At 75.0% G+C, this 24,075-nt stretch carries 20 protein-coding genes; 2 read left to right on the plus strand and 18 right to left on the minus strand.

Annotated features, from left to right (window positions below; translation table 11 throughout):
• Window positions 1-72: 72 nt before the first annotated feature.
• From OG858_RS46400 to OG858_RS46480, 17 genes are all read right to left on the minus strand, one after another.
• Window positions 73-1,713, minus strand: a complete 1,641-nt coding sequence (locus OG858_RS46400) for a carboxylesterase/lipase family protein (protein WP_328543752.1) — start codon at window positions 1,711-1,713, stop codon at window positions 73-75.
• Window positions 1,714-1,942: 229 nt separating this feature from the next.
• A complete protein-coding gene (locus tag OG858_RS46405) occupies window positions 1,943-3,181 on the minus strand; it encodes an IS701 family transposase (RefSeq protein WP_319067574.1) in 1,239 nt (412 codons plus the stop codon).
• Window positions 3,182-3,775: 594 nt separating this feature from the next.
• Entirely contained in the window at window positions 3,776-3,994 is a 219-nt protein-coding gene (locus OG858_RS46410) for a hypothetical protein (protein WP_086750110.1), read from the minus strand.
• Between the two features lie 164 nt (window positions 3,995-4,158).
• On the minus strand, window positions 4,159-6,153 hold the full coding sequence (locus OG858_RS46415; protein WP_328543751.1) for an AfsR/SARP family transcriptional regulator: 1,995 nt from the start codon (window positions 6,151-6,153) through the stop codon (window positions 4,159-4,161).
• Complete coding sequence (locus tag OG858_RS46420; RefSeq protein WP_328543750.1) at window positions 6,150-7,901, minus strand: AMP-binding protein; 1,752 nt, start codon at window positions 7,899-7,901, stop codon at window positions 6,150-6,152. The genes OG858_RS46415 and OG858_RS46420 overlap by 4 nt, the downstream gene beginning before the upstream one ends.
• Window positions 7,898-8,764 carry a helix-turn-helix domain-containing protein gene (locus tag OG858_RS46425; RefSeq protein WP_179201191.1) on the minus strand — a complete coding sequence of 289 codons (867 nt, stop codon included), beginning with the start codon at window positions 8,762-8,764 and terminating at the stop codon, window positions 7,898-7,900. The genes OG858_RS46420 and OG858_RS46425 overlap by 4 nt, the downstream gene beginning before the upstream one ends.
• Window positions 8,765-9,044: 280 nt before the next feature.
• Window positions 9,045-10,124 (minus strand): transaldolase family protein, encoded by a 1,080-nt coding sequence (locus tag OG858_RS46430; protein ID WP_328543749.1) that lies wholly within the window; start codon window positions 10,122-10,124, stop codon window positions 9,045-9,047.
• A complete protein-coding gene (locus OG858_RS46435) occupies window positions 10,121-10,411 on the minus strand; it encodes a hypothetical protein (RefSeq protein ID WP_328543748.1) in 291 nt (96 codons plus the stop codon). Before OG858_RS46435 ends, OG858_RS46430 begins: the two co-directional genes overlap by 4 nt.
• A complete protein-coding gene (locus OG858_RS46440; RefSeq protein WP_328543747.1) occupies window positions 10,408-11,748 on the minus strand; it encodes an IS701 family transposase in 1,341 nt (446 codons plus the stop codon). Before OG858_RS46440 ends, OG858_RS46435 begins: the two co-directional genes overlap by 4 nt.
• A complete protein-coding gene (locus OG858_RS46445; protein ID WP_319320678.1) occupies window positions 11,745-12,845 on the minus strand; it encodes a 3-dehydroquinate synthase family protein in 1,101 nt (366 codons plus the stop codon). The genes OG858_RS46440 and OG858_RS46445 overlap by 4 nt, the downstream gene beginning before the upstream one ends.
• An 8-nt stretch (window positions 12,846-12,853) precedes the next feature.
• A complete protein-coding gene (gene aroC, locus OG858_RS46450; RefSeq protein ID WP_319269941.1) occupies window positions 12,854-14,038 on the minus strand; it encodes a chorismate synthase in 1,185 nt (394 codons plus the stop codon).
• A 232-nt stretch (window positions 14,039-14,270) separates the two neighbouring features.
• A complete protein-coding gene (locus tag OG858_RS46455; RefSeq protein ID WP_086753159.1) occupies window positions 14,271-15,437 on the minus strand; it encodes a prephenate dehydrogenase in 1,167 nt (388 codons plus the stop codon).
• Window positions 15,437-16,288, minus strand: a complete 852-nt coding sequence (locus tag OG858_RS46460; RefSeq protein WP_086753149.1) for a class II aldolase/adducin family protein — start codon at window positions 16,286-16,288, stop codon at window positions 15,437-15,439. Before OG858_RS46460 ends, OG858_RS46455 begins: the two co-directional genes overlap by 1 nt.
• A 54-nt stretch (window positions 16,289-16,342) precedes the next feature.
• Window positions 16,343-17,881: an FAD/NAD(P)-binding protein gene (locus tag OG858_RS46465; protein ID WP_086753151.1), complete on the minus strand. Its 1,539-nt coding sequence runs from the start codon at window positions 17,879-17,881 to the stop codon at window positions 16,343-16,345.
• Between the two features lie 355 nt (window positions 17,882-18,236).
• On the minus strand, window positions 18,237-18,545 hold the full coding sequence (locus OG858_RS46470; protein WP_327723089.1) for a LysR family transcriptional regulator: 309 nt from the start codon (window positions 18,543-18,545) through the stop codon (window positions 18,237-18,239).
• Between the two features lie 105 nt (window positions 18,546-18,650).
• Window positions 18,651-19,031: an AMP-binding enzyme gene (locus OG858_RS46475; RefSeq protein WP_327723088.1), complete on the minus strand. Its 381-nt coding sequence runs from the start codon at window positions 19,029-19,031 to the stop codon at window positions 18,651-18,653.
• The gene (locus tag OG858_RS46480) at window positions 19,028-20,641 is read right to left on the minus strand and encodes a class I adenylate-forming enzyme family protein (RefSeq protein ID WP_327723087.1); all 1,614 of its coding nucleotides are present in this window, start codon (window positions 20,639-20,641) and stop codon (window positions 19,028-19,030) included. The genes OG858_RS46475 and OG858_RS46480 overlap by 4 nt, the downstream gene beginning before the upstream one ends.
• Before the next feature lie 208 nt (window positions 20,642-20,849).
• Here OG858_RS46480 and OG858_RS46485 point away from each other — a divergent pair, with 208 nt between their 5' ends.
• Together OG858_RS46485 and OG858_RS46490 are read left to right on the plus strand one after the other, a co-directional pair.
• The gene (locus OG858_RS46485; RefSeq protein WP_328543746.1) at window positions 20,850-21,665 is read left to right on the plus strand and encodes a shikimate kinase; all 816 of its coding nucleotides are present in this window, start codon (window positions 20,850-20,852) and stop codon (window positions 21,663-21,665) included.
• Window positions 21,666-22,044: 379 nt separating this feature from the next.
• Window positions 22,045-23,265, plus strand: coding sequence for an RNA-guided endonuclease InsQ/TnpB family protein (locus tag OG858_RS46490; protein WP_328543745.1), 1,221 nt, complete (start codon window positions 22,045-22,047; stop codon window positions 23,263-23,265).
• A gap of 36 nt (window positions 23,266-23,301) precedes the next feature.
• On the opposite strand, the gene OG858_RS46495 is transcribed toward OG858_RS46490, so the two are convergent.
• Window positions 23,302-23,973, minus strand: a complete 672-nt coding sequence (locus OG858_RS46495; RefSeq protein ID WP_086750762.1) for a ScbR family autoregulator-binding transcription factor — start codon at window positions 23,971-23,973, stop codon at window positions 23,302-23,304.
• Between the last annotated feature and the right edge of the window lie 102 nt (window positions 23,974-24,075).

Raw genomic sequence — 24,075 nt, forward strand, 5'->3', positions numbered from 1 at the left:
GGCTGCCGCGGTGTACGGACGATCGGGGAGAAGGTCGAAGGGCCCGGCCGGGGCGGCACGGGGCGGCCGGGTTCAGAAACGGGGCGTCCAGCCCACCGCGTCCCAGAACCCGAGCTGGGCGAGCTTGGGGGTGTGCGTGACCTCGGCGATGCGAGGACCGCCCAGGACCAGGGTGCTGGGCGCGTCGGGGGTGAACGGCGGCCAGCCGCAGGTGTTGGGGGTGTCGGGCACGGAGGTACGGGCGAAGGCCGCCACGGCGTCGATGAGGATGTCCGACAGCAGCCTCTCCACGGGGCCCGCGCCGGCGACGGGCGCGAACTGCGGGAGCCGGTGGGTGCCGAACAGGAACGGTGAGGTCGCCTCGTGCGGGGTGCCGAAGTGCGGCGCCGGCGCCGGGTGGGCGAACTCCATGGCGTACAGGGGGCTGTTGCCCGCACGGGCATGGCGCTCGGCGGACCGGACGATCTGGTGCCGGAACAGCGCGTCGCCCCAGATCTCCGTCCACAGCGACAGCGGATCGCCGGGCAGGGCGGCGTCCCGTGCGGCGTCCCGGTAGGCGAGGGTGCAGGCGTCGGCGAGGTCGTCGCCCGCCTCCGGCCGCACGAGCCGCAGCACATCGCGCACGGCCCGTCGCAGGGCGACGGCGTCCCGCGGCGCGGGCAGGGGCTGGGGGGAGGCGGGTCCGGTGTAGAAGGAGCCCTCGGTGCTGGTGTGGACCGACAGCACGGGCACGTCGGGGGCCGGCAGCGCGTGGTCGGGCCCGGCCATGGTGCGCCCGTCGACGACCGGCCCGCGGTACCAGCGTCCGCTGGTGACGATCCGGTCCTCGGGGCGCGGCGCGAAGATCTCCTCCCAGGCCGCGGCGAGCGCGCCGGCCGGCACCTCGCGCAGGCCGGCGACGGTGGTGCCCAGCCGGCGGGCGACGGCCCGGTAGACGGTCCGGGAGTCCTCGGGGGTGAGCGCGGTCGCGGGCGGCGTGACATGGCTGGGGCTGATCGACACGATGCGCCGGATCAGGCCGCGCAGGCCGGGCAGCAGGGCGAGCTGCCAGGCGCTGGCGCCGCCCGCGGAGGTACCGCACACGGTGATGTTGTCCGGGTCGCCGCCGAAGGCGGCCGCGTTGGCGTGCACCCAGCGCAGCAGCGCCTGCTGGTCCTGCAGGCCCCAGTTGGCGAAGTCGCCGGTCAGCGGATCGGTGAGGTCCTCGTGCAGACCGAACCCCAGGACGCCGAGCCGGTAGTTGAAGGTGACCACGACCATGTCCGCGCGGGCGGCCAGCCGGGCCCCGTCGTAGGCGGGCATGCTGCCTGCCCCGGCCTGCCAGCCGCCGCCGTGGATGTACACCATCACGGGCCTGCTGCCGCGGGTGCGGGGCGTCCACACGTTGGCGTACAGCGAGTCCTCGCTGCAGGGCGGCACGGGCCGGCTGGGTATGGAGCTCTGGAAGGAGACGTCGGCGAAACGCACGGCGTCGCGCACCTCGCGCCAGGGCACGGGCGGCCGCGGGGAGGCGAAACGCAGTTCGCCCAGCGGCGGCCTGGCGTAGGGGATGCCGCGGAAGGCGGCGACACGGCCGGTGCGTTCGCCGGCCACCGGCCCGGCCGTCGTGCGCACGACGACGCGGGACCCGCTCGCGGCGCGGGGACGAGGGCCGTCGGTTGCGACGGCGTTCGCCTTTGTCCGCCCGTCGGCGGCCTGCGGCTGGACGGTCATGGTGAACTCCTCGGGCACTGGGACGGGCTGTCCGCAGATCGTGTGCCGGGGGTTCAGAACTCGCCAAAGGACGTTCGGACAATCCGTCAGCTGCCCTGCGCAGTCCGTCAGCTCGGCGGGCCGGGTGGCCGCCGAGCTGACACAGGGGGTGAAAGGACGGCTGACAGAGCGGACCCTCGTCCGTACACTGCGCCGTTCTCCATGCTCACGCGCAGGCCCGCGTGCATGACTACGCGGATGCCTGCGTCACCTCCGCGGCCTCGGTCTGCGGCTCGACCGTGCCGGACAGCACCGCGACGGCGTGGGCGGCCGAGGCCAGGGTGGCGTGCCGGTGCCAGCCACTGAAGGAGCGGCCGGAATAGTCCTTTATGCCCACCCGTTCGGCGATCTGCGCGAAGTCCTGGTTCACCCGCTGGGGCAGCTTGCTCAGCCGCAGGAGCTGGGAGGGGTGCAGGTCGGTGATGTTGGTCAGCCACAGTTCGGCCGGCCAGCGCCCGCCGTTGTCGCCGACGCCGAACAGCACCAGGTCACGGCACCAGGAAGGGCGGCGGGCGGTGCGGCGCGGAAGCCGCACGCGCACCGTCGCGGTCAGTCCCGCGTGCACGGTGCGACCGCCCGGGCCGGGCCGGCGCTGGATGACCGGCTGGCGCAGCGGCCGGGCCATCAGCATGAGCTGATGCGCCGTCATCTCCGTGCCGGCGGCCGTACGGGGCAGCCCCGCGTCGGCGGCGGCCAGCCGCAGGTTGGCGCTGACCCGTAACAGCATCGGCGCACCCGCGTCCTGCAGCCCGCGCACCGTGCCCGCCACGTCGGACTGGCGGGCGTCCATCAGCGCGGGGCGCACCGGCAGGCCCCAGTCCCGGGTGATGCCGAGGTAGGCCTGAACGCAGCACTGGTCCATGGACTCCGGCAGCACCGTCTCCGGGATCGCCGCCTGCCGGCGCCGGGTCTTGTCGTCCAGCCAGGTGTCGGGCAGGTGCAGACGCCAGTTGACCGGGCTGCTGTGCTCCTCGGAGACCGCCCACACGCCCACGGCCTGCTGGGCGTTCATGATCTGGCCGCGGCGCGGGCAGAAGCGGCGGTCGACCCCCACCGAACTGTCGCCGGCCTTGGGTATCACCATCGGCTGCAGCACATAGGCGCGGGCGGGGGAGACCTCCTCCAGATGCCGGGCCAGGGCGCGGCGGACCGGGCCCCAGTCCCAGGTGGAGCCGCTGATGAAGTGGTGCAGGCTCTGCTCGGCCGCCTCCCCGCCGAACAGCGAGGAGATGTTCCGGATCGACTTGCGTCCCTCGACACCGAGCAGACCCTGCACGTACTCCATGCCCCTGCGCCGCTGGTCGCTGCGCGGCAGGGACCCGAAGAGCACCGCGCTCAGCTCCCGCAGCACGCTGTCCCGGGTCGCTTCCCGCGCCGGGTAGGACAGCTCCCCGTCCGTGGTGCTCCTGTGCTGCAGCCTGGTCTGCATCCCATCCCACCTCGCCACTCGGTCGACCGGGCCCCGTTGGTCCGGCCGCGACCCGCGTCTGTGCGGTTGCGCCTGCGGCAGCCGTACGGTGTGGTCCCGACTGCCTGCTGAGGCAGCCTCTGATCAGGCGTCCAAGGGGGGACCAAGGCCGGGGAAACGCGCAGGCCAACGGGGTTTCGGCGGGCTCTGCGAGGACCTGACGGCGGCCGGGCGGGACGCAGGCGAAGGCATGGGGCGGGCAGGTCCTGCGGCCGGGCGGTGCGGGGGAGGAGAGCCGGAACACGCCCGGGCGGGACGGGCGGGCGGGGCGTACGGGGCGCCGGCCGGGCCCCGCCGGCCGTACGGGCCCGACCGGCCGCCCGACCGGCCGCACCCGGCCGAGGCCCCGCCCGCCTGTGCCCCCGCCCCGGCATCGCCGCGCATGTCGCCGCGCCGCCCGGGCACCAACTGTCCCGCCCGTCGCGCCCGTCCCGTCCGTCCGAGGGGACGGCGCCGCCGCGACCGGCCGGCGAGGCAGCGCCCCAGGGACACCGGGCCACTGCTGCGACGCCGTCAACACCCCGCCGGGCACAGCCGGTTCCTCCGCCGCCCCGGCTACGCGGCCGGCCGGACAGCGCCGCAGTGGCAGCAGGACTCCCGGTGCTGCCCGGGGCGCTCCCCGTCCGGCTGCCGGTGCCCCGCCGAGGAGCGCCCCGGCGAGGACGGATCGCCGCACCGGACACGCCTGCCGGGGCCGGCGGGGGTGAGCTCGACCTCCAGTCCCGCGGGCACCATCAGCCAGCGGGGCGGTGGAACCTCGTCCTCGAAACGCATAACCGTCTCCTCACTCGAATCCCGCCGCACGAGGCGGGACCACGCCCGTGACGGCCCGTCGGTCCGGCCGCCACGGCCAGCGTCGGCCCGGGCGATCCAGGCCGGGTGAAGTCATGTCCAAGGTGCTGGCCGGCCGGCACGCGCCGGACCCCGGGCCGATTCCGTCAGCCCGCCGCGGTCAGCACCCCGGAGACGGAACGGTTCCCCAGGCCGCCGCGGTCGCCGCCGGGCAGAACGCGCAGTTCGGCGTTGTCGGCGGACGGCAGGGACAGCCGGATCAGATCCGGCACCCGGAAGGCGAGAGCCGCAGAACCGGACTGCTCCGCCCTGACCACCACGTGATGGTCGAGGAGTTGGCCCACCAGGGAGTCGCCGTCCCAGGAACTGCCGCCCAGGAGCTGTCTGGCCCGTGCCATGTCGAAGGGGGCCGCTCCGGCCGCCGCCAGCAGCGCCAGCGCCCGCCGCAGGGAGCCGGGCAGCCGGGCGATCGCCCCGGCCGCCCGGGCCAGCACATCGCAGGCCTCGTCGTGCAGTTCCGCCGCCAGGCGGCCCTCGTCCACCAGCCCCAGGGCGAGGTCGCCAAGCGTCCACATCGGGCGCGCCGCGAACTTCTCGCCCACGGCACGCAGGGAGAGCGGGAAGTTGCCCATCAGGTGCGTGACTTCCCCCAGGACGTCACCGGCACCGACGCGTTCCGCCCCGGCCACCCTGGTGAAGAACGCGGCGGCGTCGTCGGCCGACAGCGCCCCCAGGGCCATCGACCGGGCGCCGGGCAGACCGGGCAGGCGGACCCGGGAGGTCACCAGCGCCAGGCTGCCCCCGTCCGCCGGCAGCAGCGGGAGCACCTGGTCGGTGCCGGCCGCGTCGTCCAGCAGGACCAGGAGCGACCGCTCGGCACTGAAGGACCGGAACATGCCCGCCAGGTCGTCGGCGTTGTCGGGCAGCGTGGCCGGATCCATTCCGCAGTCCCGCAGCAGGGCATGCAGGACGGCGTCCGCCCGTCTGGGGCGGTCCGCGCCGTCGTGCAGCCGGGCGTGGAGCGCACCGTCGGGGAACCGGTCGGCCATACGGTGTGCGGCGCGCACGGCGAGGGCACTCTTGCCCACACCGGCCGCGCCCAGGACCACCACCACCCGAGGCCCCCCGGAGCACTCCCCGCCGGTCGTGTCCCCGGCGCCCGCGTCCGGGCCGGCGAGCGAGGAGAGCTGCGCCAGTTCCGCGACGCGTCCGGTGAAGTCCGGGGTGTCCAGCGGCAGCCGCCCGCCGACGGGCACCGCCGCCGGCGCCGGCGCGGCGGCACTGCCAAAGGGCGGGGCGCCCGCCGCGTCCTGGGCCGGCAGCGGGCCCGGGCCCGTCACGGCGGCGGCCGGCTGCGGCAGTGTCTCGTTGAGAACGTCCTGCTGCAGCCGCTGCAGCCGCTCCGAGGGCTCGATGCCGAGTTCGTCGACGAGCCGGCGGCGCAGCCGGGCGAACGCCTCCAGCGCCGTGGCGCGCTGCCCGGACCGGTGGGCGGCGAGCATGAGCTGGGCGGCGAACTCCTCGTGGAAGGGATGGTCCGCGATGAGCTGGTGCAGTTCCCCCACCACAGCGCGGTGGCGGCCCAGTTGCAGGTCGGCCGTGATGCGCAGCTCCAGCGCGCCGAGCCGTGAGTCGGCGATCTGCGCGATCTGCGCCGCCAGGAGCGGTCCGGCGTCCAGTCCGGCGAACGGTTCACCCCGCCACAGCCCGAGAGCCTGGCGCAGCAGGTGCGCCGAGGCACGGGGGTCACCCTCGCTCAGCGCGGTGCGCGCGCGCATGACGCCGTGCTCGAACTCCCACAGGTCCAGTTCCCCCGGCCGCAGGTCGATGCGGTAGCCGCCGGGGCCGGTGCGCACCCGGTCGCTGGGATCCGCGGGGCACTTGAGGGCCTTGCGGATCTGGTACACGTACGTCTGGACGGTCTTGCGGGCCAGGCGCGGCGGGTCGGACTCCCACAGTTCCCCGATCAGGGCCGAGGTCGACACCAGACGGTTGGCGCTCAGCAGCAGCACGGCCAGCGCGCGCCGGGCCATGGGCGCGGTGGGCGTACGGTCCTCGCCCTGGGCGCGGACCTCCAGCGGCCCGAGCACCCCTATCCGCAGCGCACCGCCGTCCGTGTCGGCCGGTACGGAGTCGTTCATGGTGTCCTTCCCATCACGGGCTGCGCACCGCGGGCGTCACGGGTGACGGGCGCGGTGCGCGGATCGAAGTGGTTGCTGTTCGGCCGCGGTGTGGGCCCGCCGCCGGCGGGGCCTGCGTGGCGTGTCTCGTACCAGTGCCGCATGCGGGAGCGGCGGAGCTTTCCGATGCCGGTCCTGGGGACGTCCTGGGCGCGCACCGGCACGACCTGGCCGATGTGCAGACCGAGCCGGTCCGCGACCTGTGCGCGGATCAGGGCAGCGGCCCGCTCGGGCCCGGTGCCGGGCCGCGGGTGGTAGAAGACGGCGAGTTCCTCTCCCTCGGGGCCGGTGACCGGGCAGGCCACCGTGTGGGCCGGCGCGACGAAGTCCAGTTCCTCCACCGCGGCCTCGATCTCGTGGCTGTGGCAGCGCACACCGGCGCGTTCGATCAGGTCGTCGGCCCGGCCGGTGACGGTGAGGACGCCGTCCTGGACGAAGGCCAGGTCCCCGGTGCGGAACCAGCCGTCGGCGGTGAAGGCGCGGCGCGTGTGCTCGATGTCGTCGAGGTAGCCGGGGGTGACCGAGGGGCCGCTCACCTGGAGGTGGCCCGGGGTGCCCGCCGGGACGGGCTCGTCCTGCTCGTCGACGCAGCGCACCGCGGTGCCGGGCTGGGGCCGGCCGGCCGGGACGTAGCGCGCGTGCCCGGGGTCCAGGTCGGACAGCCGGCAGTCGACGACGCCCGCCGCCGTCTCGGACATGCCCCAGCCGGGGAACATCGCGTCCGGCGGCAGGCCGAAGGGGGCGAGCAGCTCCATGAAACGCCGTACCACCGAGGCGTGCACGGCCTCCCCGCCGTTCATGAGGTACCGCAGCCGCCTCAGGTCCCAGTCCTCGCCGGCCAGCCGGTGCGCCTGGTCGTTGACCAGGGACAGGGCGAAGTTGGGAGCCCATGTGGTGCAGGCCCGGTGCCGGGCGGCGAGGGCGAGCCAGCGCAGCGGGTCGGCGAGGACGCGTTCGGGGCGGGCGTGCACCTGGTGCGCCCCGAGGAACACGTCGCGCACATGGAACAGCAGCAGCCCGCCGGCATGGTCGAGCGGCATCCAGTTGACGCTGCGGGTCGTGGCACCGAGCCCGTTGGCGCGGGCCGTCGCGGCGCTGCGGCTGAGGATGTTGCGGTGGGTGAGCATCACGGCCTTGGGCGTGCTGGTGGAGCCGGAGGTGAGCAGCAGGACGGCGAGGTCGTCCGGGCGGGACGGGTGCCGGCGGTGGTCGGGGTGTGTGGCGCGCAGCTGGTGGGGGTGGCCCAGCCAGGACCTGGCCCAGCCGGGGTGTGCGCGGGTGCGCGCGGCGAGGTGCTGGTCCGGTCCGGTGACGGTGTACGGCCTGCCGTAGCGGTTCCACACCGCGTCCAGCAGGCCGGGGGCGGCGGTCCGGGCGGCGGGTGTGGCGCCCGTGCCCACGGGCAGGGGGACGAAGCCGCCCAGGACGCAGGCCCAGAAGGTGGCCAGCAGGTCCGGCTGGTGGGCGACGTGCACGAGGACCCGGTCCCCGGGCGTCACTCCCGCCGCCCGCATCCCGGCCACCAGCCGGCCGGCCTCGTCGAGCAGCCGGGCGTAGCTCCACCGTGTCTCGCCGCCGTCGGTGTGGACGAAGCACAGGCCCTGGGCGCCGGAGGCGGCCGCGGCCCGCGTGAGCGCCGTGGTGAGCGTGGCGTACTCCGGGCGGGGGGCGGGTCCGCCGTCCAGCAGTGAGACACCGAAGGAGGTCATCGGGTGTCACGCTCCCTGCGGTAGTCCCGGGGCGTGGTGCCGTAGCGGTCGCGGAAGAGCCGGCTGAAGTGGGACGCCCCGTACAGCCCGGCCCGCTCCCCGATCAGTGCGACGGGCAGGTGGTCCAGGGCGGGGTCGGCGAGTTCGGCCCGGCAGCGGGCCAGCCGTTCGTCGCGTATCCAGCGGGCCGGGCTGAGGCCGTACTCCTGGAAGACCTTCTGGAGGTAGCGCAGGGAGACGTTGTGCTCCCGGGCGATGGTCACCGGGCTGAGGCCGGGTTCCGCCAGCTGCCGGCGGACGTAGGCCTGGATGTGCAGCATCAGCGTCTGCCGGGCGATCTGCGGGTCGTCGGCGACCTCGCGCATGCGTTCGGCGAACAGTGCCGCGGTCAGCCCGACGACGCTGCCGCCGAGCAGGTCGACCGCGGTCTGCACCTCCCGGCCGTGCCGGCCGAGCCCTTCCAGCAGGGAGGACAGCAGGGCGGCCAGCCCCTCGGCGCCCGACCAGCAGCGGGCCGTCAGGCGTCCGGCCTCCGCCGCGGTCAGCCCCACCAGGCGGTGGGTGACCATCACGTCCACCAGCCGGTAGTTCTCGGGCATGACCACCTTGTAGGGGCGGGTGCTGTCGTAGCAGAGGAGCTGGGGGGCGCGCACCGCTGCGTGCCGGCCGTCCTGGACCACCCAGAGGGATCCGGTCAGCGGCCGGCACACCCGCAGGAAGCCCGCGGCCTGCGGGTCGATCTGCCGGGCCGGACGCACCAGTTCCCCGGGGCCGCCCTTGACCAGGGACACCCGCACCTCGCCGAACTGGTGGGTCCGCATCGTCCCGTCGAGCGGTTCGTCGTGTTCCCTGACGATCTGCACGCCCCCGCGTCCGGCACTCGAGGGGCCTTTGCCGGACGCGGGAAGGACGGCGCGCACCGGCTTCGGTTCGTCGAGGCGTAACACCGCATCAACCTCCATCCATGCGTCGGGACGGAGTCGGCCGTCGGGCGGCGGTCCGTCGCCCCACCATGTAAACATACCCGCATGCCGGTATCCCAGTTGCATCGGAGGATTCGATGCGACGTGGTCCGCCGCGGGCACGGCGCACCGGGGCGGCGGCGGACGGGCGTCGCGCTTGCGCGACGGCCCGGCGGGGCGTTCACCCCGGGGCGGCGGCGGTGCTCCCCCCGTCCGCTGCGGGCGGGGCGGCGGCGCGCAGGGCTGCCCCGACGAGCTGCGCCGTGTGCCGCTGGCGCCGGGCGGAGGCGGCCAGCGCGGCCGCCTCCGCCTTCGCGGTCAGCTCCCGGTAGCAGATGCCCTGCTCCGCCGGCGCGCCCAGCACGCGCCAGGCCCGGGCGCCGTCGCCGGCCGGCCGGACGCCCGGCTGCGTCGTGCCGTCCCACCGCAGCGGATACGGCCGGGCCCCCTGCTCCGCCAGCGCCCGCCAGCGCGTTCCCTCCAGGACCTGCTCACGGATACGCAGGGCCGTGTCCACGGTGGCGGCCGCCAGAGCGCCCCGCACCAGGCGGCCGGTGCCCGCCGAGCGCGCACGCGCCCCGCCGGGCACCGGCCCACCCGCCGGTGCGCCGCCCGGCGCGCCGCCGGGAGCACCGGCTGCCGAGTCCAGTCCGGCGACCGCCAGCGAGAGCGCCGTCGGCACCGCGCCGAGGTCGAGCCCGGCCCGCGCCGCCCCTTCGAGCCCGGTCAGGAAGGCGTCGACGACACGGGCGTACCGCTCGACGGAGACGACGCAGACGGCGTGCACCCCGATGCCCTCGGACAGACACCCGGTGATCGCCTGAAGCCCCCGCGCGGTGGCCGGGACGGTGATCATCAGGTTCGGCCGGCCCACGGCGCGGTGCAGGGCCCGCGCCCCCGCCAGGACGGCGAGCGGATCGTGGGCCAGCGACACGGGGACGGCGGCGCACACATGACCGCCCGGACCCCCCACGGCCTGTCGGCGCTCGCGCAGCCGGTCGGCGGCCGAACGCGCGCCGTGGACGACCAGTTCGCCCAGCGCCTCACCGGCCCCGCGGCGGCGCCGGGCCAGGTCCTCCAGATGAAGACGGTAGGCCGGATACGGCACGGGTGTGCCCTCCGTCTCCGGGCCGCCCGGATGATGCACGTGCAGGAACGGACCAAGCGGTCCGTTCTCCACACCGGCGCCCGCACCGGGGGTGGGGGTGGGGGTGGGGCCGGCCAGGGCGCCCAGTGGCGCGCACAGCGGCGCGGCGCTCATCGCGGGCCTCCGTACACCGCGCGCCCGCAGCCGCCCCGAACGCCCCGGACGGCCCGGACGGCCCGGACGGCCCGGACGGCCGGGGCGGGTGGCGGCCCCGCCGGCCCGTGCGGCCGCCGGCGGATGGAGCCGGCACCGGCACCCGACCGCGCGATGCCCACGGCCCCGCCCGCAAGGGCCCGTGCCCCCTCCGCGTAACGGCGGCCGGCGCCGCGCCGGACCGGTCCGGGCCGCGCGGGCGGCAGGAACCGGAAGAAGTCGTCGTACTCGGTGAGCGCCGCGGTCACGGCTGCCTCCTCGGACGGGTGCCGGCACCCTCGACCGCCCGCGGCCGGGGCTCGCTGCGGCCCCGGGCGCGCAGCAGGACAACGGTGGCGTGGGCCACCGAGGCGAGCGTCATGTGGCGGTGCCAGCCGGCGAAGGTACGGCCCTCGAAGTCGTACAGGCCGACCTGGCGGCCCGTCACGTCCATGTCCCGGGCCAGCCGTGCGGGTGCGGCGGCCAGCCGCAGCAGCGCACCGTCGGACAGATGGCCCAGATCGGTGAGCCAGTACCCGCCGTCCGCCGGGCCGCGGGGGTCCCTCTGCACCAGCAGCGTCTGCCGCTGCCGGGACCGGGACGGCACGCCGGCGGCCCGGCACGCCACCCGGGCCACCTCACGGGGCCCCGCCCCCGGCCCCCACGCGCACACACGGCTCCAGCGGCGCGGGGGCACCGCGCCCGCCAGCTGCCGCGCGGTGACCACGAGCCCGCCTTCCGGGCCGTCGGGGGCGAGGGGCGTCAGCAGCTGCGAGGCACTGACGCGCAGCAGATAGGGCACGCCGCCCGCGCCGAGCCGGGCGGCGAGCGGGCCCGCCTCGGCCGTCCGGGCGTCCAGGACGACCGGACGGCACGGCGGCCCCGCCGTACGGGCGGATGCCATCGCCAGGTCGACACCGGCGGCGGCCGCGTCCAGGACACGGGCGTCCTCGGGGATACCGGCCCGCTCGCGCAGCACGGCGTCCTCGGCCCAGCGTGCGCTGAGCCCGAGGTGCCAGTCGACCGGGTAGCCGCCCCACTCGGTGGCCGCCCACAGTCCCACGGACCGCCGCGCGTTGACGGGCCGTCCGGTGCGCGGGTCCGCGCAGTGGGCGTCGACGCCCACGCCGCCCGGGCCCGCGCGCGGCGTGGTCGCGGTGTGCAGGACCCAGGCGACGGGGTTCAGCAGGTCGCCCATGTGATGGGCGAGAGCGCCGCGCACCGGACTCCACCGCCACGTCGAGGCGGTCACGAGGTGGTGCAGCCGCTGGATGTCGGCCGGCACCCCGGTGTGGGAGGCGATGTTGCGGATGGTCTTGCGTCCCGTGGCCCGCAGCAGCCCCCGCACGTACAGCTCGCCGCTGCGCCGCTGGTCGCGGCGCGGCATGGACCACAGCACCCGGTGGGACAGGTCGGCGACCCGGTCGGGGGCCGCCCGGGCGGCGGGGCCGGGTACGGCGGGCCGGGGTACGGCGGCCGGGTCCGGTGCGGGGGGACCGGGGGAGCGGGCGGCCCGGTCCATGACGGTGCCCGGGGCGGCGATGCCGGGGGCCCCCGCCGGGAACGGGGGCGCCGCCAGGGTGCTCCGCGCGGCGGGAGCGCTCATCCGCCCACCCGGGCCCACGCCGCCTGCAGCAGTTCGGGATCGGGGCCCTGCAGCAGCCCGGGACGGCCCGGCGCGTCCAGGACGACGAACCTGAGCCTTCCGCCGCGGGCGGTGCCGTCCGCTCCGAGCGAGGCACGCAGCCGCTCCCAGGCGTGCCGCGGGTAGGAGGTGGGCAGTCCCAGCGACTCAAGGACGGTGCGGTGGCGCAGCACGTGCGGTGCGTCCAGCCGTCCCGCCGCGTGGGCGAGTTCGGCGGCGTACACCATGCCGATGGACACCGCGTGGCCGTGCCTGATGCGGTAGCCCTCCGCGTGCTCGACGGCGTGGCCCAGGGTGTGGCCGTAGTCGAGGAACTCCCGCGGGCCCTCGGCGAGCGGGTCGGTGCCCAGCAGGGCGCTCTTGGCCCGCACGGCGCCCTCGACCAGCTCCGCGGTGCGCCCGCCCGCGGGATCGGCCGCCGCCCGCGGGTCCGCCTCGATCAGGTCCAGGAGCGCGGGATCGGCGATCAGCCCCGCCTTGACCACCTCGGCGAGGCCGCCGACGTACTCGGGCAGCGGCAGCGTGGCGAGCAGGTCCAGGTCGCACACGACGCCGGCCGGCCGGTGCAGGGCGCCGACCAGGTTCTTGCCCTGGGGGACGTTGAGGGAGCCCCTGCCTGAGACCGAGGCACCGACCATGCCCAGCAGGGTGGAGGGCACCAGCACCAGACGCAGCCCCTGTTGCCAGGTGGCGGCGAGGAAACCGGCGAGGTCGGTGGTGGCGCCGCCGCCGACGGCCACGACCGCGTCGCCGCGGGTGAAGCCCACTTCGGCGAGCCGGGACCACAGATACACCAGCACACCGGCGTCCTTGGCGGACTCGCCGGGCGGTACCACCAGCTCCAGCACCTGACGGCCGTGCCGTTCGAGGTCGCCGGCGATGCGCCGGGCGGCGGCGGCCAGCGCCGGCGGATGTATGAGCGCCACCCGCGTCGCGCTGTCGCCGAGCAGCGGCCCGACGTGCTCGTGCAGGCCGGTGCCGACGACGACGGGGTACGGTGCCCCGCCGGTCGCCTGCAGGGTCGTCGGGGCGGTGTCCGGTTGCATGGAGAAAGTCATGGTCTGCCTCACTTGATCGCCAGGTGGCTCAGGTAGGTGCGGTGGTTGCGGGAGGTCTCCGCCACGCTGTCGCCGCCGAACTTCTCCAGCGCGGCGTCCGCGACGACCAGCGCGGTCACCGCCTGCGCGACCACGGCGGCGGCCGGTACCGCGCAGACGTCGGAACGCTGGTGGTGGGCCACGGCGGTGTCACCGGTGGCCACGTCCACGGTGGCCAGCGCCCTGGGCACGGTGGCGATGGGTTTCATGGCGGCGCGCACCCGCAGCGGCTCGCCCGTCGAGATACCGCCCTCGACGCCGCCGGAACGGGCGCTGGCCCGGCGCAGGCCACCCTCGCCGGGCACGATCTCGTCGTGCGCGCGCGAGCCCGGGACACCGGCGAGCGCGAAGCCCTCACCGAGTTCGACGCCCTTGATGGCCGGGATGCCCATGAGGGCACCGGCCAGGCGCGCGTCCAGCCGGCGGTCCCAGTGCACATGCGATCCCAGGCCAGGCGGAAGCCCGAACACCAGGACCTCGACGATGCCGCCGAGCGTGTCCCCGGCCCGGTGCGCCCGGTCCACCTCGGCGACCATGGCGGCCGATGCCGCGGAGTCGAAGCAGCGTACGGGGTCGGCGTCGAGCCGGCCGGTGTCCTGCGGGCCGGGCAGTACCGGTGAGGGCGAGTGCCGGCCGCCGAGCGCCACGACGTGGCTGACGAGTTCGACTCCGTAGGCCTGCCCCAGGAAGGCCTGGGCGAGGGCGCCCAGCGCCACGCGGGCGGCCGTCTCGCGGGCGCTGGCCCGCTCCAGCACCGGCCGGGCGTCGTCGAACCCGTACTTCTGCATACCGGCCAGATCGGCATGGCCGGGGCGGGGACGGGTGAGGGGGGCGCCGCGGGCCTGGCGGGAGAGGGCGTCGGCGCTCACCGGGTCGGCGGCCATCACCGTCTGCCACTTGGGCCATTCGGTGTTGCCCACGCGGACCGCGACCGGGCTGCCGAGGGTGCGGCCGTGGCGTACCCCGCCGACGAAGGCGACCTCGTCGCGTTCGAACTTCATACGGGCACCGCGCCCGTGTCCCAGGCGTCGGCGGGCGAGTGCGTCGGCGACCTCGTCGGTGGAGGTCCGCACATCCGCGGGCAGTCCCTCGAGCACGGCGGTCAGGGCCGGCCCGTGCGACTCGCCGGCGGTGAGCCATCGCAGAGTTGGCAATGCACTTCCTTCGTTCTGGTACGCGGGCGGATGGGAGCGAGCGGGACGCGGGCCGCGATGCGGACGCACGCGCGTCGCACGGACGTACGCGCCGTGTGCGCCGTGTGCGTCGCGCGGAGGTACGGCTGTGCGCGGAGGTACGGCCGTGCGTGCCGTGTGTGTTGTGCGTGCCGTGCGTGTTGTGGGTGTCGTGCGGTTCGGGGGAGGGGGCGGCAGGCGGCCTGGGCGGGCGTCAAGCGACGGTGCGGGCGCCGACCGGTCCACGGCGTGCGGTGCGCGGCGGGCTCTGCGCGCGGACGCCGGCCGGGTCCGCCGCCCGCTGCACGCGCCAGCCGCGGTCCTCCAGCCGGCCCGCCATGTCCTGCGCTGCGGCGGGCGCGACCATCAGTTCCACCAGGCCGCCCGGCCTGCCCGGCGGGTGGTCGACGGACAGGTCCTCGGCGGTGATGCCGAACTCGCAGGCGGTGCCCAGCAGCCGGGCCAGCTCGCCCGGCCGGTCCGCGATGAGGACGCGGACCGGGACACGGGCGCGTTCGGGCGGGCCGTGCGTGCCCGCGATGGCGTCGCGGCCGGCGAGCCCGCGGGTGAGCAGGTCGGCCAGCAGGGTCGTGCCCTGGGCGCGTTCGTCGGCGTCGACGGCGGCCAGGCCGCGCAGCGCCGCCACGGTGACCGCGAGATCCTCGGCGAGTTCGTCCAGGACGTCCGCGACCGCCGGAGCGTTGTTCTCCAGGATGTCGCCCCACAGCTGCGTGTCGCCGTCGGCGGTCCGGGTGGCTTCGCGCACGCTCCGGCCGGCCAGCCGCACCGCGTCGGCGGACAGGTGCTCCAGGCGGGCCGCGACGAGCGCGGCGACGACGTGCGGGGCGTGGGAGACGACGGCGACCGCCCGGTCGTGGGCCTCGCTGTCCATGAGGACGGGGGTGGCGCCGCACAGGGCCACCAGTTCCAGCGCCGTGTTGAGGGTGTCCCTGCCCGTGTGCGCGGACGGGCTGAGCACCCAGGGCCGCTCCTGGAACAGCTCGGCGCGGGCGGCCAGCGGGCCGGAGTGTTCCCGTTCGGCCAGGGGGTGGCCGCCGATGAACACCGCCGGGTCCACGCCGCTGGCGGCCACCTCTCGTCCCGGCCCGGCCTTGACGCTCGCGACGTCGGTGTAACCGCGGGCGAGCCCGCGGGCGCACTGCTCGGCGAGGACGGGGCGCAGGCGTCCCGGCGCAACGGCCAGCACCGCGATGTCGGCCGGGGCGGGCGGTGTGCCGACGAGCCCCGCGCCCAGTGCCGCGGCGGTGCGTGCCGCGCACCGGTCGGTGTCGCTCAGATACACGCTCACCCCGTGCCGGGTGAGAGCCAGCGCGATGGAGGTGCCGATCACTCCCGTGCCCACCACCGCGGCGGTGCGGATCATCCGGCGCCCCCGCCGTGCGCGCCGGCGCCTCCCGGCTCCTCCTGGAGCAGGTCGGGCTGCTCGGCGACGATCTCGTCCCACAGCAGCTGGAAGCTGAACCGGCCCAGCTCCTGGTCCCCGAAGCCTTCACGGGCGGCCAGGGCCTGTTCGGGGGTGAGGGTGCGGGGGGTGCCCGCGGCCCGGGCGAGGAGCTGCACCTGGGCGCAGCTGTCGTAGCTCAGGAACCAGTGCACGGCCTCGTCCAGGGAACCGCCCACCGTGATCAGTCCGTGGTGGCGCAGCAGGACGGCACGGTTGCCGCCGAGCCGCTCGGCGATGTCACGGCCCTGGGCCGGTGTCACGCAAGGCCCGTCGTAGCGGTTGTAGAGCACCTGGCGGCCGTAGAACGCCGCCGATTCCTGGTCGATCGGTTCGAGCAGCGTGCCCAGTGCGCCCAGCGCCCGGGAGTGCGGGGTGTGGCCGTGGGCGACCGCGGTGGCGTCGGGGTGCAGCTCGTGGATCTGTGAGTGGATGACGAACGCGCTGGGGTTGACCGGGTGGTGGCCGGCCACCACGTCACCGGCGGCGTCGACGCAGATCAGGTCGGCGACGCGGACCTGCCGGAAGGAGACGCCGAAGGGATTGACCCAGAAGCGGTCTCGGTGTTCGGGGTCGCGTACGGAGATGTGGCCGGATATCCCTTCCGCGAAGCCGTACTTCCCGAACAGCCTGACGGCGGCGGCCAGCCGCTGCTTGCGGTGGCGGCGGGTCTCCTCGTACGTGGCGAAGCGCGGTTCGCCGGGAATCGGCAGCCGGGTGGCGGTGGCGGCCAGGTAGGCGGGGCGAGGATCGGTCGCGGTCGGGCTCATTGCGCGGGCGGTCCTTCCTGGGTGGCTGGGTGCGGGCGGTGTGCCGGCGCGTCGTCAGGCGGCGACCGGTTCGGCCTCGCTGCGGGCGGCGTCGACGGTGGCCGAGTGCTGGAGGATCGCGGTGACGATGTCCTGGCTGCGGTCGACCAGGGAGGGGATGCCGAAGGTGAAGAACAGGGCTCCGGCGGCGATGTTGCCGAGCCCGTACAGCCGCGGGTCGGGCCGCCCGTTGCTGGTGAGCCGGCTGGTGGCGCGGGCCAGCTGCAGTCCGCCGTGCGGGTGGCGGCTGACCGCGCGGGCCTTGACCAGTGAGGTCACCAGGGGCAGCGCACCGCAGGGGATGCGCCCCTCGGAGGCGTTGACGGCGCTGATCACCTTGTCGGCGCGGAAGGCGGTGCCGTCGGCGGCCAGGACGTCGAAGCCGCTCCCGTCGGCCGCGGTGATGTCGAGCAGGCCCGAGAACATCTCCAGCCGGCCCGCCTCCACCAGGCCGAGCAGGACGGTGGCGCTGGAGGGCGGCATGGGGCAGCACAGGCTCATGAGGGTGCGGTAGTGGGCGCGCAGGACCCGGACCTTGTCCTCCTCGCGCAGCAGGGGCCATACGTCGGGTCCGGTCTCCGGCACGGCGCGCTGCAGGATGCGCATGCCCACCTGCGGCGAGTCGACCTCGTCGAGCTGGCGGCGCAGCCGGTCGACCGGGTCCTCCAGGTCGACGCGGATGATCTCCTCGATGACGCCGTCGAGATCCGCGCCGGCGTCCCTGAACTCCGCCCGCAGTACGGCGGCCACGTCCTCGATGGTCAGCCGGGACCGTTCCCGGGCGGCGGTCCTCACCCGCACCGGCGTCAGGTGGCGCAGTTCGAGGGGGGTGGGCCGCTGCCGTACGCCCGGCAGCACGCCGCGCCGCGACATCAGGCTGATGGGGCCCCGGTGGCCCCGGGCGGCCAGCGACAGGACGATGTCGACGGCGGTCAGGCCGCTGCCGATGACGGCCACGTGGTCGTTCTCACCGAGCTCCGCCAGCGTGCCGGAGAGCGGGTAGGGCTCTGCGATGAAGCCGGGCGTGCCGGTGAGTCCGTAGACGTCCTTGGGGCTGTCGCCGCCGACGCACAGCACCGCGTAGTCGAAGGCCCGCGTCCGCCCCGGACCGGTGCCCAGGAGCACCTGGCCGGGCCTTCGGCCGGCGGCCTTCACGGCCTCGCCGACGATGTCGACGCGCCAGCCCCTGCCCCGCAGCCGGCCCAGGGCCGCGTACGCGGTCTCCTCCAGGTAGTCGCCGTAGACGGCGCGCGGCGCGAAGCGGGCTCCCGACAGCCGGTCGGTGCCCCGGACCACGCCGGTGACGCGGTCGTGGGCCTGCAGCCAGCGCTCGAAGTGCCCGGGGTCGCCCGCCCGTACGGACATGTCGTCGGGGGTCGCGTTCACGCGCAGGATCTCGGTGTCGATCTGGTAGGCGCGGCCGCGCCACAGATGGGGCGAGGGTTCGAACACGGTGAGGCTGCCGGGGTCGCCCTCGCTCCGGGCCAGGTTGTCGATCAGGCAGACGGCGGCCGCACCGCCGCCGACGACGCCGATCGAGATTCCAGAGGGCATGTGTCTGTCACCTATCGGTTGGCGGAGGGCTCGCTTGCGGTGGCGGGAGACGAACACGGAACGCCGGGACGTGCCCGGCGCCGGTCCGACGCACAGCGACTGTAGGAACGCACCGGGCGGTCCATTTGCCGTGCCGCGCACCGGGACTTGCCGAATCACGCCGGGACGTGCGCGCTCGCGCGCGCCGGTGAGAGGGACGTCCCGCTCCTGTGCCCCGGCGGTGCCGGGGAGCGTGCCTCACCCGTGCCGGCGGCCCCGGCAACGGCACGAAGACGGCCGGCCCCTGACAAGGGACCGGCCGCGGCGGGTGAGCCGGTGCAGGCAGCGGGGCGGGCAGTGCCCCTGCCCGCGCGGATCACAGCAGTGCGGGCGGGCCGGCGGTACGGCGCGGGCCGTGGCCGTGCCGTGTGACCATGGCGATCTCGCGCCGGGCCGCCGCCGCTATGTCGATGATGCGCTCGGCGTGCGGCAGCAGCCGTAACCCTGCGTCCGTGAGGGAGAGCTGGCGCCTGCTGCGGTCGAACAGCTCGGCTCCCACGGCTTCTTCGAGGTTCTTGATCTGTGTGGTCACGGTCGACTGCGCGTAGTGGAGGTTCCTGGCGGCCCGCGTGATGCTCAACTCGGTCGCCACCTCACGGAACGCGCGCAGCTGCTGCAACTGCATGGACCAGCCCCCTTTTTCTCACACACGCACGGCGTGTTGCCGCCCAAATAATATACCAACCAACCCGTTTTTTTTGGGGTGCGTCGTCGGGCGGATCCGGGCACGTCAGTCGGACATGGCGGCCGGCGACATCAGGTCCCGGGCGATCTGGGGCAGCACCCGGTCCAGGAGTTCACTCCCGCGCACGGCGCCCTGGGCGGTGCGCGGCACCTCGTCCACGGCCACGGCATGCGCGTACAGCTCCGGCAGATTGCGCTGGCAGGCGGCGAGCACGGCCCGGCGTCCGGAGATCTCCTGGCGGGGCGTCGGCGGTACGAACGCCGCGACGACCGCACTGCCCAGTTCGGGCAGATCGGTGAGGACCACGGCGCACTCCCGTACGCAGGACAGTTCGAGCAGCTCCCCTTCCAGGGCGAAGAACCCCCTCTCCGGATCCATCTCCTGGGCGTCCTCGAACAGGTCGGGCAGGTGCGGGGTGGCGGTCATGCGGAGATCTCCTGGTGCACGGTCTGCTCCAGCTGGAGGTTGAGGGTGATGATGGGGACCACCGCCTCCAGCAGCTCGGCGGTCCTGATCCGGCCGGTCGGGCTGTAGGGGATGGCGTCGACGGCGATCACATGGGCCGGGATCGACGGCACCCGGCGGGCACAGGCCGTCCTCAGGGCCGTATGGCCGGTGACCTCGCGTCCGACGGCGACGGCGATGAACGGTACGACGAGGGCCTCGCCCCCCAGCGCGGGCAGATCGACCCGCACCACGGCGGTGTCGCGCAGACAGGGCAGGTTCAGCAGGTCCGACTCCAGACGGAACAGCGCGGCGTCCATGGCGCCGTCGCGGGCCACCGCCGTCACGCCCGAACCGCGGCCGGTCAGGACGAGCCGGCCCTGCTCGTCGAGGAGGCCGAGGTCGTCGGTCACGAGGAAGCGCTGCTGCCCTCCGCCGGTGTCGAGGGTGACGAAGGCGTCCTCGCCGTCGAGGTAACCGTCCATCACCTGGTGGCCGTGCACGGCGATACGGCCCGGTCGGCCGGCGGGCAGCACGGTGCCTGTGTCGTCGAGCACCACGACGGTGGTGCCGAGCCCCGCCCGGCCGCTGCGCGCCCGGGTGACCTGCGACTCCTCCGGAGTGAGGATCGTGACGAGGCCGGACTCGGGTGTGCTGTGGACCAGGTGCAGCACCGGGCCGAGCCGCTCCCAGGCCGCGTCGAGCGTCCAGCGCCCCAGGTGGGTGCCGGGCGTCACCACGCAGCGCAGCCGCGGGGGGTGCGCCGGGGCGTCGGAGGCCGGGTGGGCGAGCAGCGCGAGGAGCACCCCGGGGTCCAGCACCGCGGTGGTGACGCCTTCGCAGGTGAGCTGCGCGGCCAGGGCCGCGGGATCCCGCATGGCCCCCAGCACCACGGTGGCGCCGACCGCGAGCAGCGTCCGCGTCAGCTGCAGGGCCAGCGGCTGCCACGGCGGCGCGGCCACGAGATGGATGTCGTGCGCGTCGAACCCGAACTCCTCGACCAGGTCGATCAGCGCGCGGGCCTCGGCCGCGGCGGCGCGCACCGCGACGCGCGGCCGGGGCCCGCCGGGCACGACGGTGAGCCACTCGCGGTGCAGGGGGGCGGGAAGCTGCTGCAGCGGTTCGCTTCCCAGCAGCACCGGGAAGGCGGACCGCGTTCGCGGCGCCTGGGCCGCATGGTCGGCCAGGAGGCCGCTCTCGCCGTCCAGGACGACCCGCAGCGCCCTGTCCGCGCCCGGCCACGCGCAGCGCTCCAGCTGCGGCTGGTACTCGGGGGCGACGAACACCGCGCAGGGGCCGAGCAGTTCGAGTTCTGCCAGGAGCCGGTCCGGCTCCTGCTGCGGGTCCAGCCCCGTGCAGGGGATGCCGAGCGTGGCGCAGGCCGCCATGGCGACCGTGAGCTCCCAGCGCGGGCCGGCGAGGAAGGCCGCGCGGACCGGGCGGACGTCGGGCAGTGCGGTCACCAGACCCGCGGCGAACCGGTCCACCGCGTCGGCGAACCGCGCCCAGGACAGGCGCGTCGCTCCGTCCACGACGGCGTCGGCGTCCGGGCGGACGGCCGCGTGCCGGCGGATGTCGTCAAGCTTGATCATGTGGCTTCTCCGTGGTGGGTGAGCCCCTGCTTCAACGCGGGCCCCCGCGGAGCCCGACCCCAGAAAAACAAACCCGCATGCGGGTTTTCAAGTGGCATCGGAAAGTGTGATGAGAGGCCACTGCTGTGTCAGGTGGCACTGCCGTCACGCACCCGCGGCCCCGCACAATCCCGGCGTCGGCACACCGCTCCCCTCCCGGAGGCCCCCCTTGTCGGACGACCGGCCCGCCCCCCACCCCCACGCCACCGCGCCCCGCCCGTCGGCGGGGCCCCACCCGCCGACGGGCGCCCGTCCGCCGCGCCCCCACGGCGAGGAGCGCGGCCCGCACGGTCCGCGCACGGCCCCCCGCGCCGACGTCGCCACCGCACCCGAGGCCGGCACCGCGCCCCTGCGCCGGGCGCCCGGACACGTCGGCGAACCGCCCGCCACGGCCCCGGACCGATCAGGGCCCGCAGCAGCCGACGGGCCCGGCTCCCGTCGCTCCCGGCGGGCACGGGGGCAGGCCGGCGTGAGGCCCGTCGCGGTACTGGTGGGGCTGCCCGGGGCGGGCAAGTCGACCGTCGGGCGCCTGATGGCCGACCGGCTCGGGGTCGCTTTCCGCGACACCGACGACGACATCGAGCACCGCACCGGACGGTCCGTCGCGGAGATCTTCGCCTCCGCCGGTGAACGGCGTTTCCGCGAACTGGAAAGGGCCGCGGTCCGCGCCGCACTCGCCGAGCACGACGGTGTCCTGGCACTGGGCGGGGGAGCCGTCATCGACCCGGCCACGCGCACGCTGCTCAGAAACGGCCCGGTGGTCCACGTCGACGCCGACGTCCAGGAGGTGCTGGACCGCGGGGGCGCCGTCGCGGGGCGCCCTCTGCTGAACGGCGACGCCGCCGCCCGGCTGCGGGAGCTGGCCGTGAGGCGTGCACCGCTCTACCGCGAGGTCGCCCGCGTGACGGTGGGCGTCCGGGGCAGGAGCGCCGCGCAGGTCACCCGGGCGGCACTCGCCGCGCTCGGGCTCCATCCGGCCGCCTGACACCCGGCCGGGCACGCCGGCCGCCCGGTCTCCGCGGTGAGTGCCGGGGCCGGACGTGGTCGCGGGCGCCCGCCGCCGGCCGGCGCATCCCGCGGCGAAACCCGTTCACCTGTTCCTTGCGAGGAGGCCCCGGCGTTCACGCCGGGGAGGGATCGCATCCGGGTGTCGCGACGCGGAGCGTCGCCGCGTCAGGTTCGGGGCGCGGAGCGCCCGTGCCGCTGTCGGCATCGTCGAGGTGGATGCGAACGTGTGTTCCTGCGGTCGCTGGTCGGGGTGGTGGCTGGGGGATCGGGGTGCGTTTGTGCGGCTGTCGTACGTATGGTCCTTCGCGGGGTTCGGGGCGGCACGGTGTCCCGGCCGGGGAGCGTGAGGGGGCGAGATGGCGCAGGTGGCGGCGGCTGCGGAGGCCGGGCAGGCCCGTTACACGTACCGGCTGCGCGTGTCGTGCGCCGCCCGTACCGCGCTGGTGGTGGAGTGGGGCCGATGCCGCTGGGTGTGGAACGAGTGCGTCGCCAAGTCCAGGGCCGTACACCTGCGCAACAAGGTCACCGGCGGGAAGGCCACGTGCGGTCCGGCTCAGCTCGACCGGATGCTGACCGAGGCCCGCGCCCGTACGCCGTGGCTGCGTGCGGGCTCCTCGGTTGTCCAGCAGCAGGTCGTCCGCGACTTCGGCCGCTCCCGCGCCAAGGCACACAAGGACATCGACAAGCGCCTGCCCATGACGCGCCGGGCCGGGATGCCCACGTACAAGAAAATGCGCGAGGCGCTGCCGACCCTCAACTACACGCGGCGCGGGTTCCGGCTGAAGGACGGCCGGCTGCATCTGGCGGGCGGCATCGTCCTGACGGTGGTGTGGTCGCGGGAACTGCCGGCGGAGCCGTCCTCGGTGCGCGTGTACCAGGACAGCCTCGGGCACTGGTACGGCTCGTTCGTCGTCCCCGCCCAGGTCCAGCCCCTGCCGGAGACCGGCCGCGCACTCGGCGTCGACTGGGGTGTGAGGGAGACCGCGACCACCACGTCCGACGCGCACGACCTGCCCCACGCCGGGCGCGGCAGGAAGGCGAAGGCGCAGCTGACCCGGTACGACCGGATGATGGCCCGCCGCAGGCCGGAGAAGGGCAAGCCCGGATCGAAGGGCTACCGCGAGGCGAAGAAACTGCGGGCGAAGGCGCACAAGAAGGTCGCCAGGCAGCGTGCGGACACCGGCCGTAAGTGGGCCAAGAAGGTGGTCCGCGACCACGACGCCATCGCGGTCGAGGACTTCCGCCCGAAGTTCCTGGCCAGGACCACCATGGCTCGCAAGGCCGCCGACGCCGCGATCGGCGCCACCAAGGCCGCCCTGATCGAGATGGGCCGCAAGCACGGGCGGGACATCCGCCTCGTCCACCCCGCGCACACCACGATGGACTGCGCGCACTGCGATGCGAGAGCCAAGCGTCGTCTGCCGCTGGGTGAGCGCACCTACACCTGCACCGCGTGCGGAAATGTGTCCCCACGGGACAAGAACTCCGCACGCGTCATGCTCGTCCGGGCTGGTCTCAACCCGGCTGGTGCCGATGGCGGAAGACCTCCTGGAGCGCTGCTCCAGGAGGCAGCCTGAGCCAGGAATCCCCTCCCCTGGAAGGGAGGGGAGGATTCAACCGGCGGCCTGCGCCTCCAGCTCCAGGACGCGTTCCATCAGCCGCTTGCCGCGGCCGCAGGAGGTGTCGAGCCGCGCCAGCGTCTCAGGCGTCGCGATCGAGCGGGCGACGGCGCTGTAGAGCACCGCGATCCGTTCCTCCAGATCACTGCGGTCGTTCATCACCTCCGACATCAGCTGGACCCCGCCGAACGCGCCGACGATCATCTGCGCGGCGTCGTTCACCTCGACGTCCGGCAGCAGTTCGCCCAGCCGCTCGGCCTCGGTGAGGATCCTCAGGTGCTCCTCGATCCACGCCTGGTATGGGACCCGGCGGTTGATCTCGTGCACCTGGTCCACCGCGAGCCGGATGCTGCCCTGCAGCATCCGGTCGAAGGTCAGCCGGTGAGCCACCAGCAGGCCGATGTCCATGGCCTCCTGCAGCTGCACCGTGCGCTCGCGGGGCGGTACGACCAGATACTGGATCTGGCCGCTCACCTGCTCGTCCAGCACGGCCTGGGCGAGTTCCACCTTGGACGTGAAGTGGAAGTAGAAGGCGCCCTTCGTCACCCCGCACCGGTTGTAGACATCCTGGATCGTGGCCCCTGCGTAGCCGTGTTCCGCGAAGACCTCCCCGGCCGCATCCAAGATTGCTCGTCGTGTCCTGAGCGCCCGCTCCTGCCGTGCCACGCGGCCTCCCCTCTGTGCTCGGCCGTCCGGGGCGGGACGGCCTTCCTGTGACGTACGGCGAGCCCGCTCCCACTACCACAAAAACAAACCCGCATGCCTGTA

It is taken from the genome of Streptomyces europaeiscabiei (genome assembly GCF_036346855.1).
GTDB classification, from domain to species: domain Bacteria; phylum Actinomycetota; class Actinomycetes; order Streptomycetales; family Streptomycetaceae; genus Streptomyces; species Streptomyces europaeiscabiei.

Bases quoted from the DNA above. Each gene is read 5' to 3' on its own strand.
- OG858_RS46400 (WP_328543752.1), bottom strand. From the start codon at position 1,713: ATGACCGTCCAGCCGCAGGCCGCCGACGGGCGGACAAAGGCGAACGCC.
- OG858_RS46405 (WP_319067574.1), bottom strand. From the start codon at position 3,181: ATGCAGACCAGGCTGCAGCACAGGAGCACCACGGACGGGGAGCTGTCC.
- OG858_RS46410 (WP_086750110.1), bottom strand. From the start codon at position 3,994: ATGCGTTTCGAGGACGAGGTTCCACCGCCCCGCTGGCTGATGGTGCCC.
- OG858_RS46415 (WP_328543751.1), bottom strand. From the start codon at position 6,153: ATGAACGACTCCGTACCGGCCGACACGGACGGCGGTGCGCTGCGGATA.
- OG858_RS46420 (WP_328543750.1), bottom strand. From the start codon at position 7,901: ATGACCTCCTTCGGTGTCTCACTGCTGGACGGCGGACCCGCCCCCCGC.
- OG858_RS46430 (WP_328543749.1), bottom strand. From the start codon at position 10,124: ATGAGCGCCGCGCCGCTGTGCGCGCCACTGGGCGCCCTGGCCGGCCCC.
- OG858_RS46440 (WP_328543747.1), bottom strand. From the start codon at position 11,748: ATGAGCGCTCCCGCCGCGCGGAGCACCCTGGCGGCGCCCCCGTTCCCG.
- OG858_RS46445 (WP_319320678.1), bottom strand. From the start codon at position 12,845: ATGACTTTCTCCATGCAACCGGACACCGCCCCGACGACCCTGCAGGCG.
- OG858_RS46460 (WP_086753149.1), bottom strand. From the start codon at position 16,288: ATGAGCCCGACCGCGACCGATCCTCGCCCCGCCTACCTGGCCGCCACC.
- OG858_RS46465 (WP_086753151.1), bottom strand. From the start codon at position 17,881: ATGCCCTCTGGAATCTCGATCGGCGTCGTCGGCGGCGGTGCGGCCGCC.
- OG858_RS46470 (WP_327723089.1), bottom strand. From the start codon at position 18,545: ATGCAGTTGCAGCAGCTGCGCGCGTTCCGTGAGGTGGCGACCGAGTTG.
- OG858_RS46475 (WP_327723088.1), bottom strand. From the start codon at position 19,031: ATGACCGCCACCCCGCACCTGCCCGACCTGTTCGAGGACGCCCAGGAG.
- OG858_RS46480 (WP_327723087.1), bottom strand. From the start codon at position 20,641: ATGATCAAGCTTGACGACATCCGCCGGCACGCGGCCGTCCGCCCGGAC.
- OG858_RS46490 (WP_328543745.1), top strand. From the start codon at position 22,045: ATGGCGCAGGTGGCGGCGGCTGCGGAGGCCGGGCAGGCCCGTTACACG.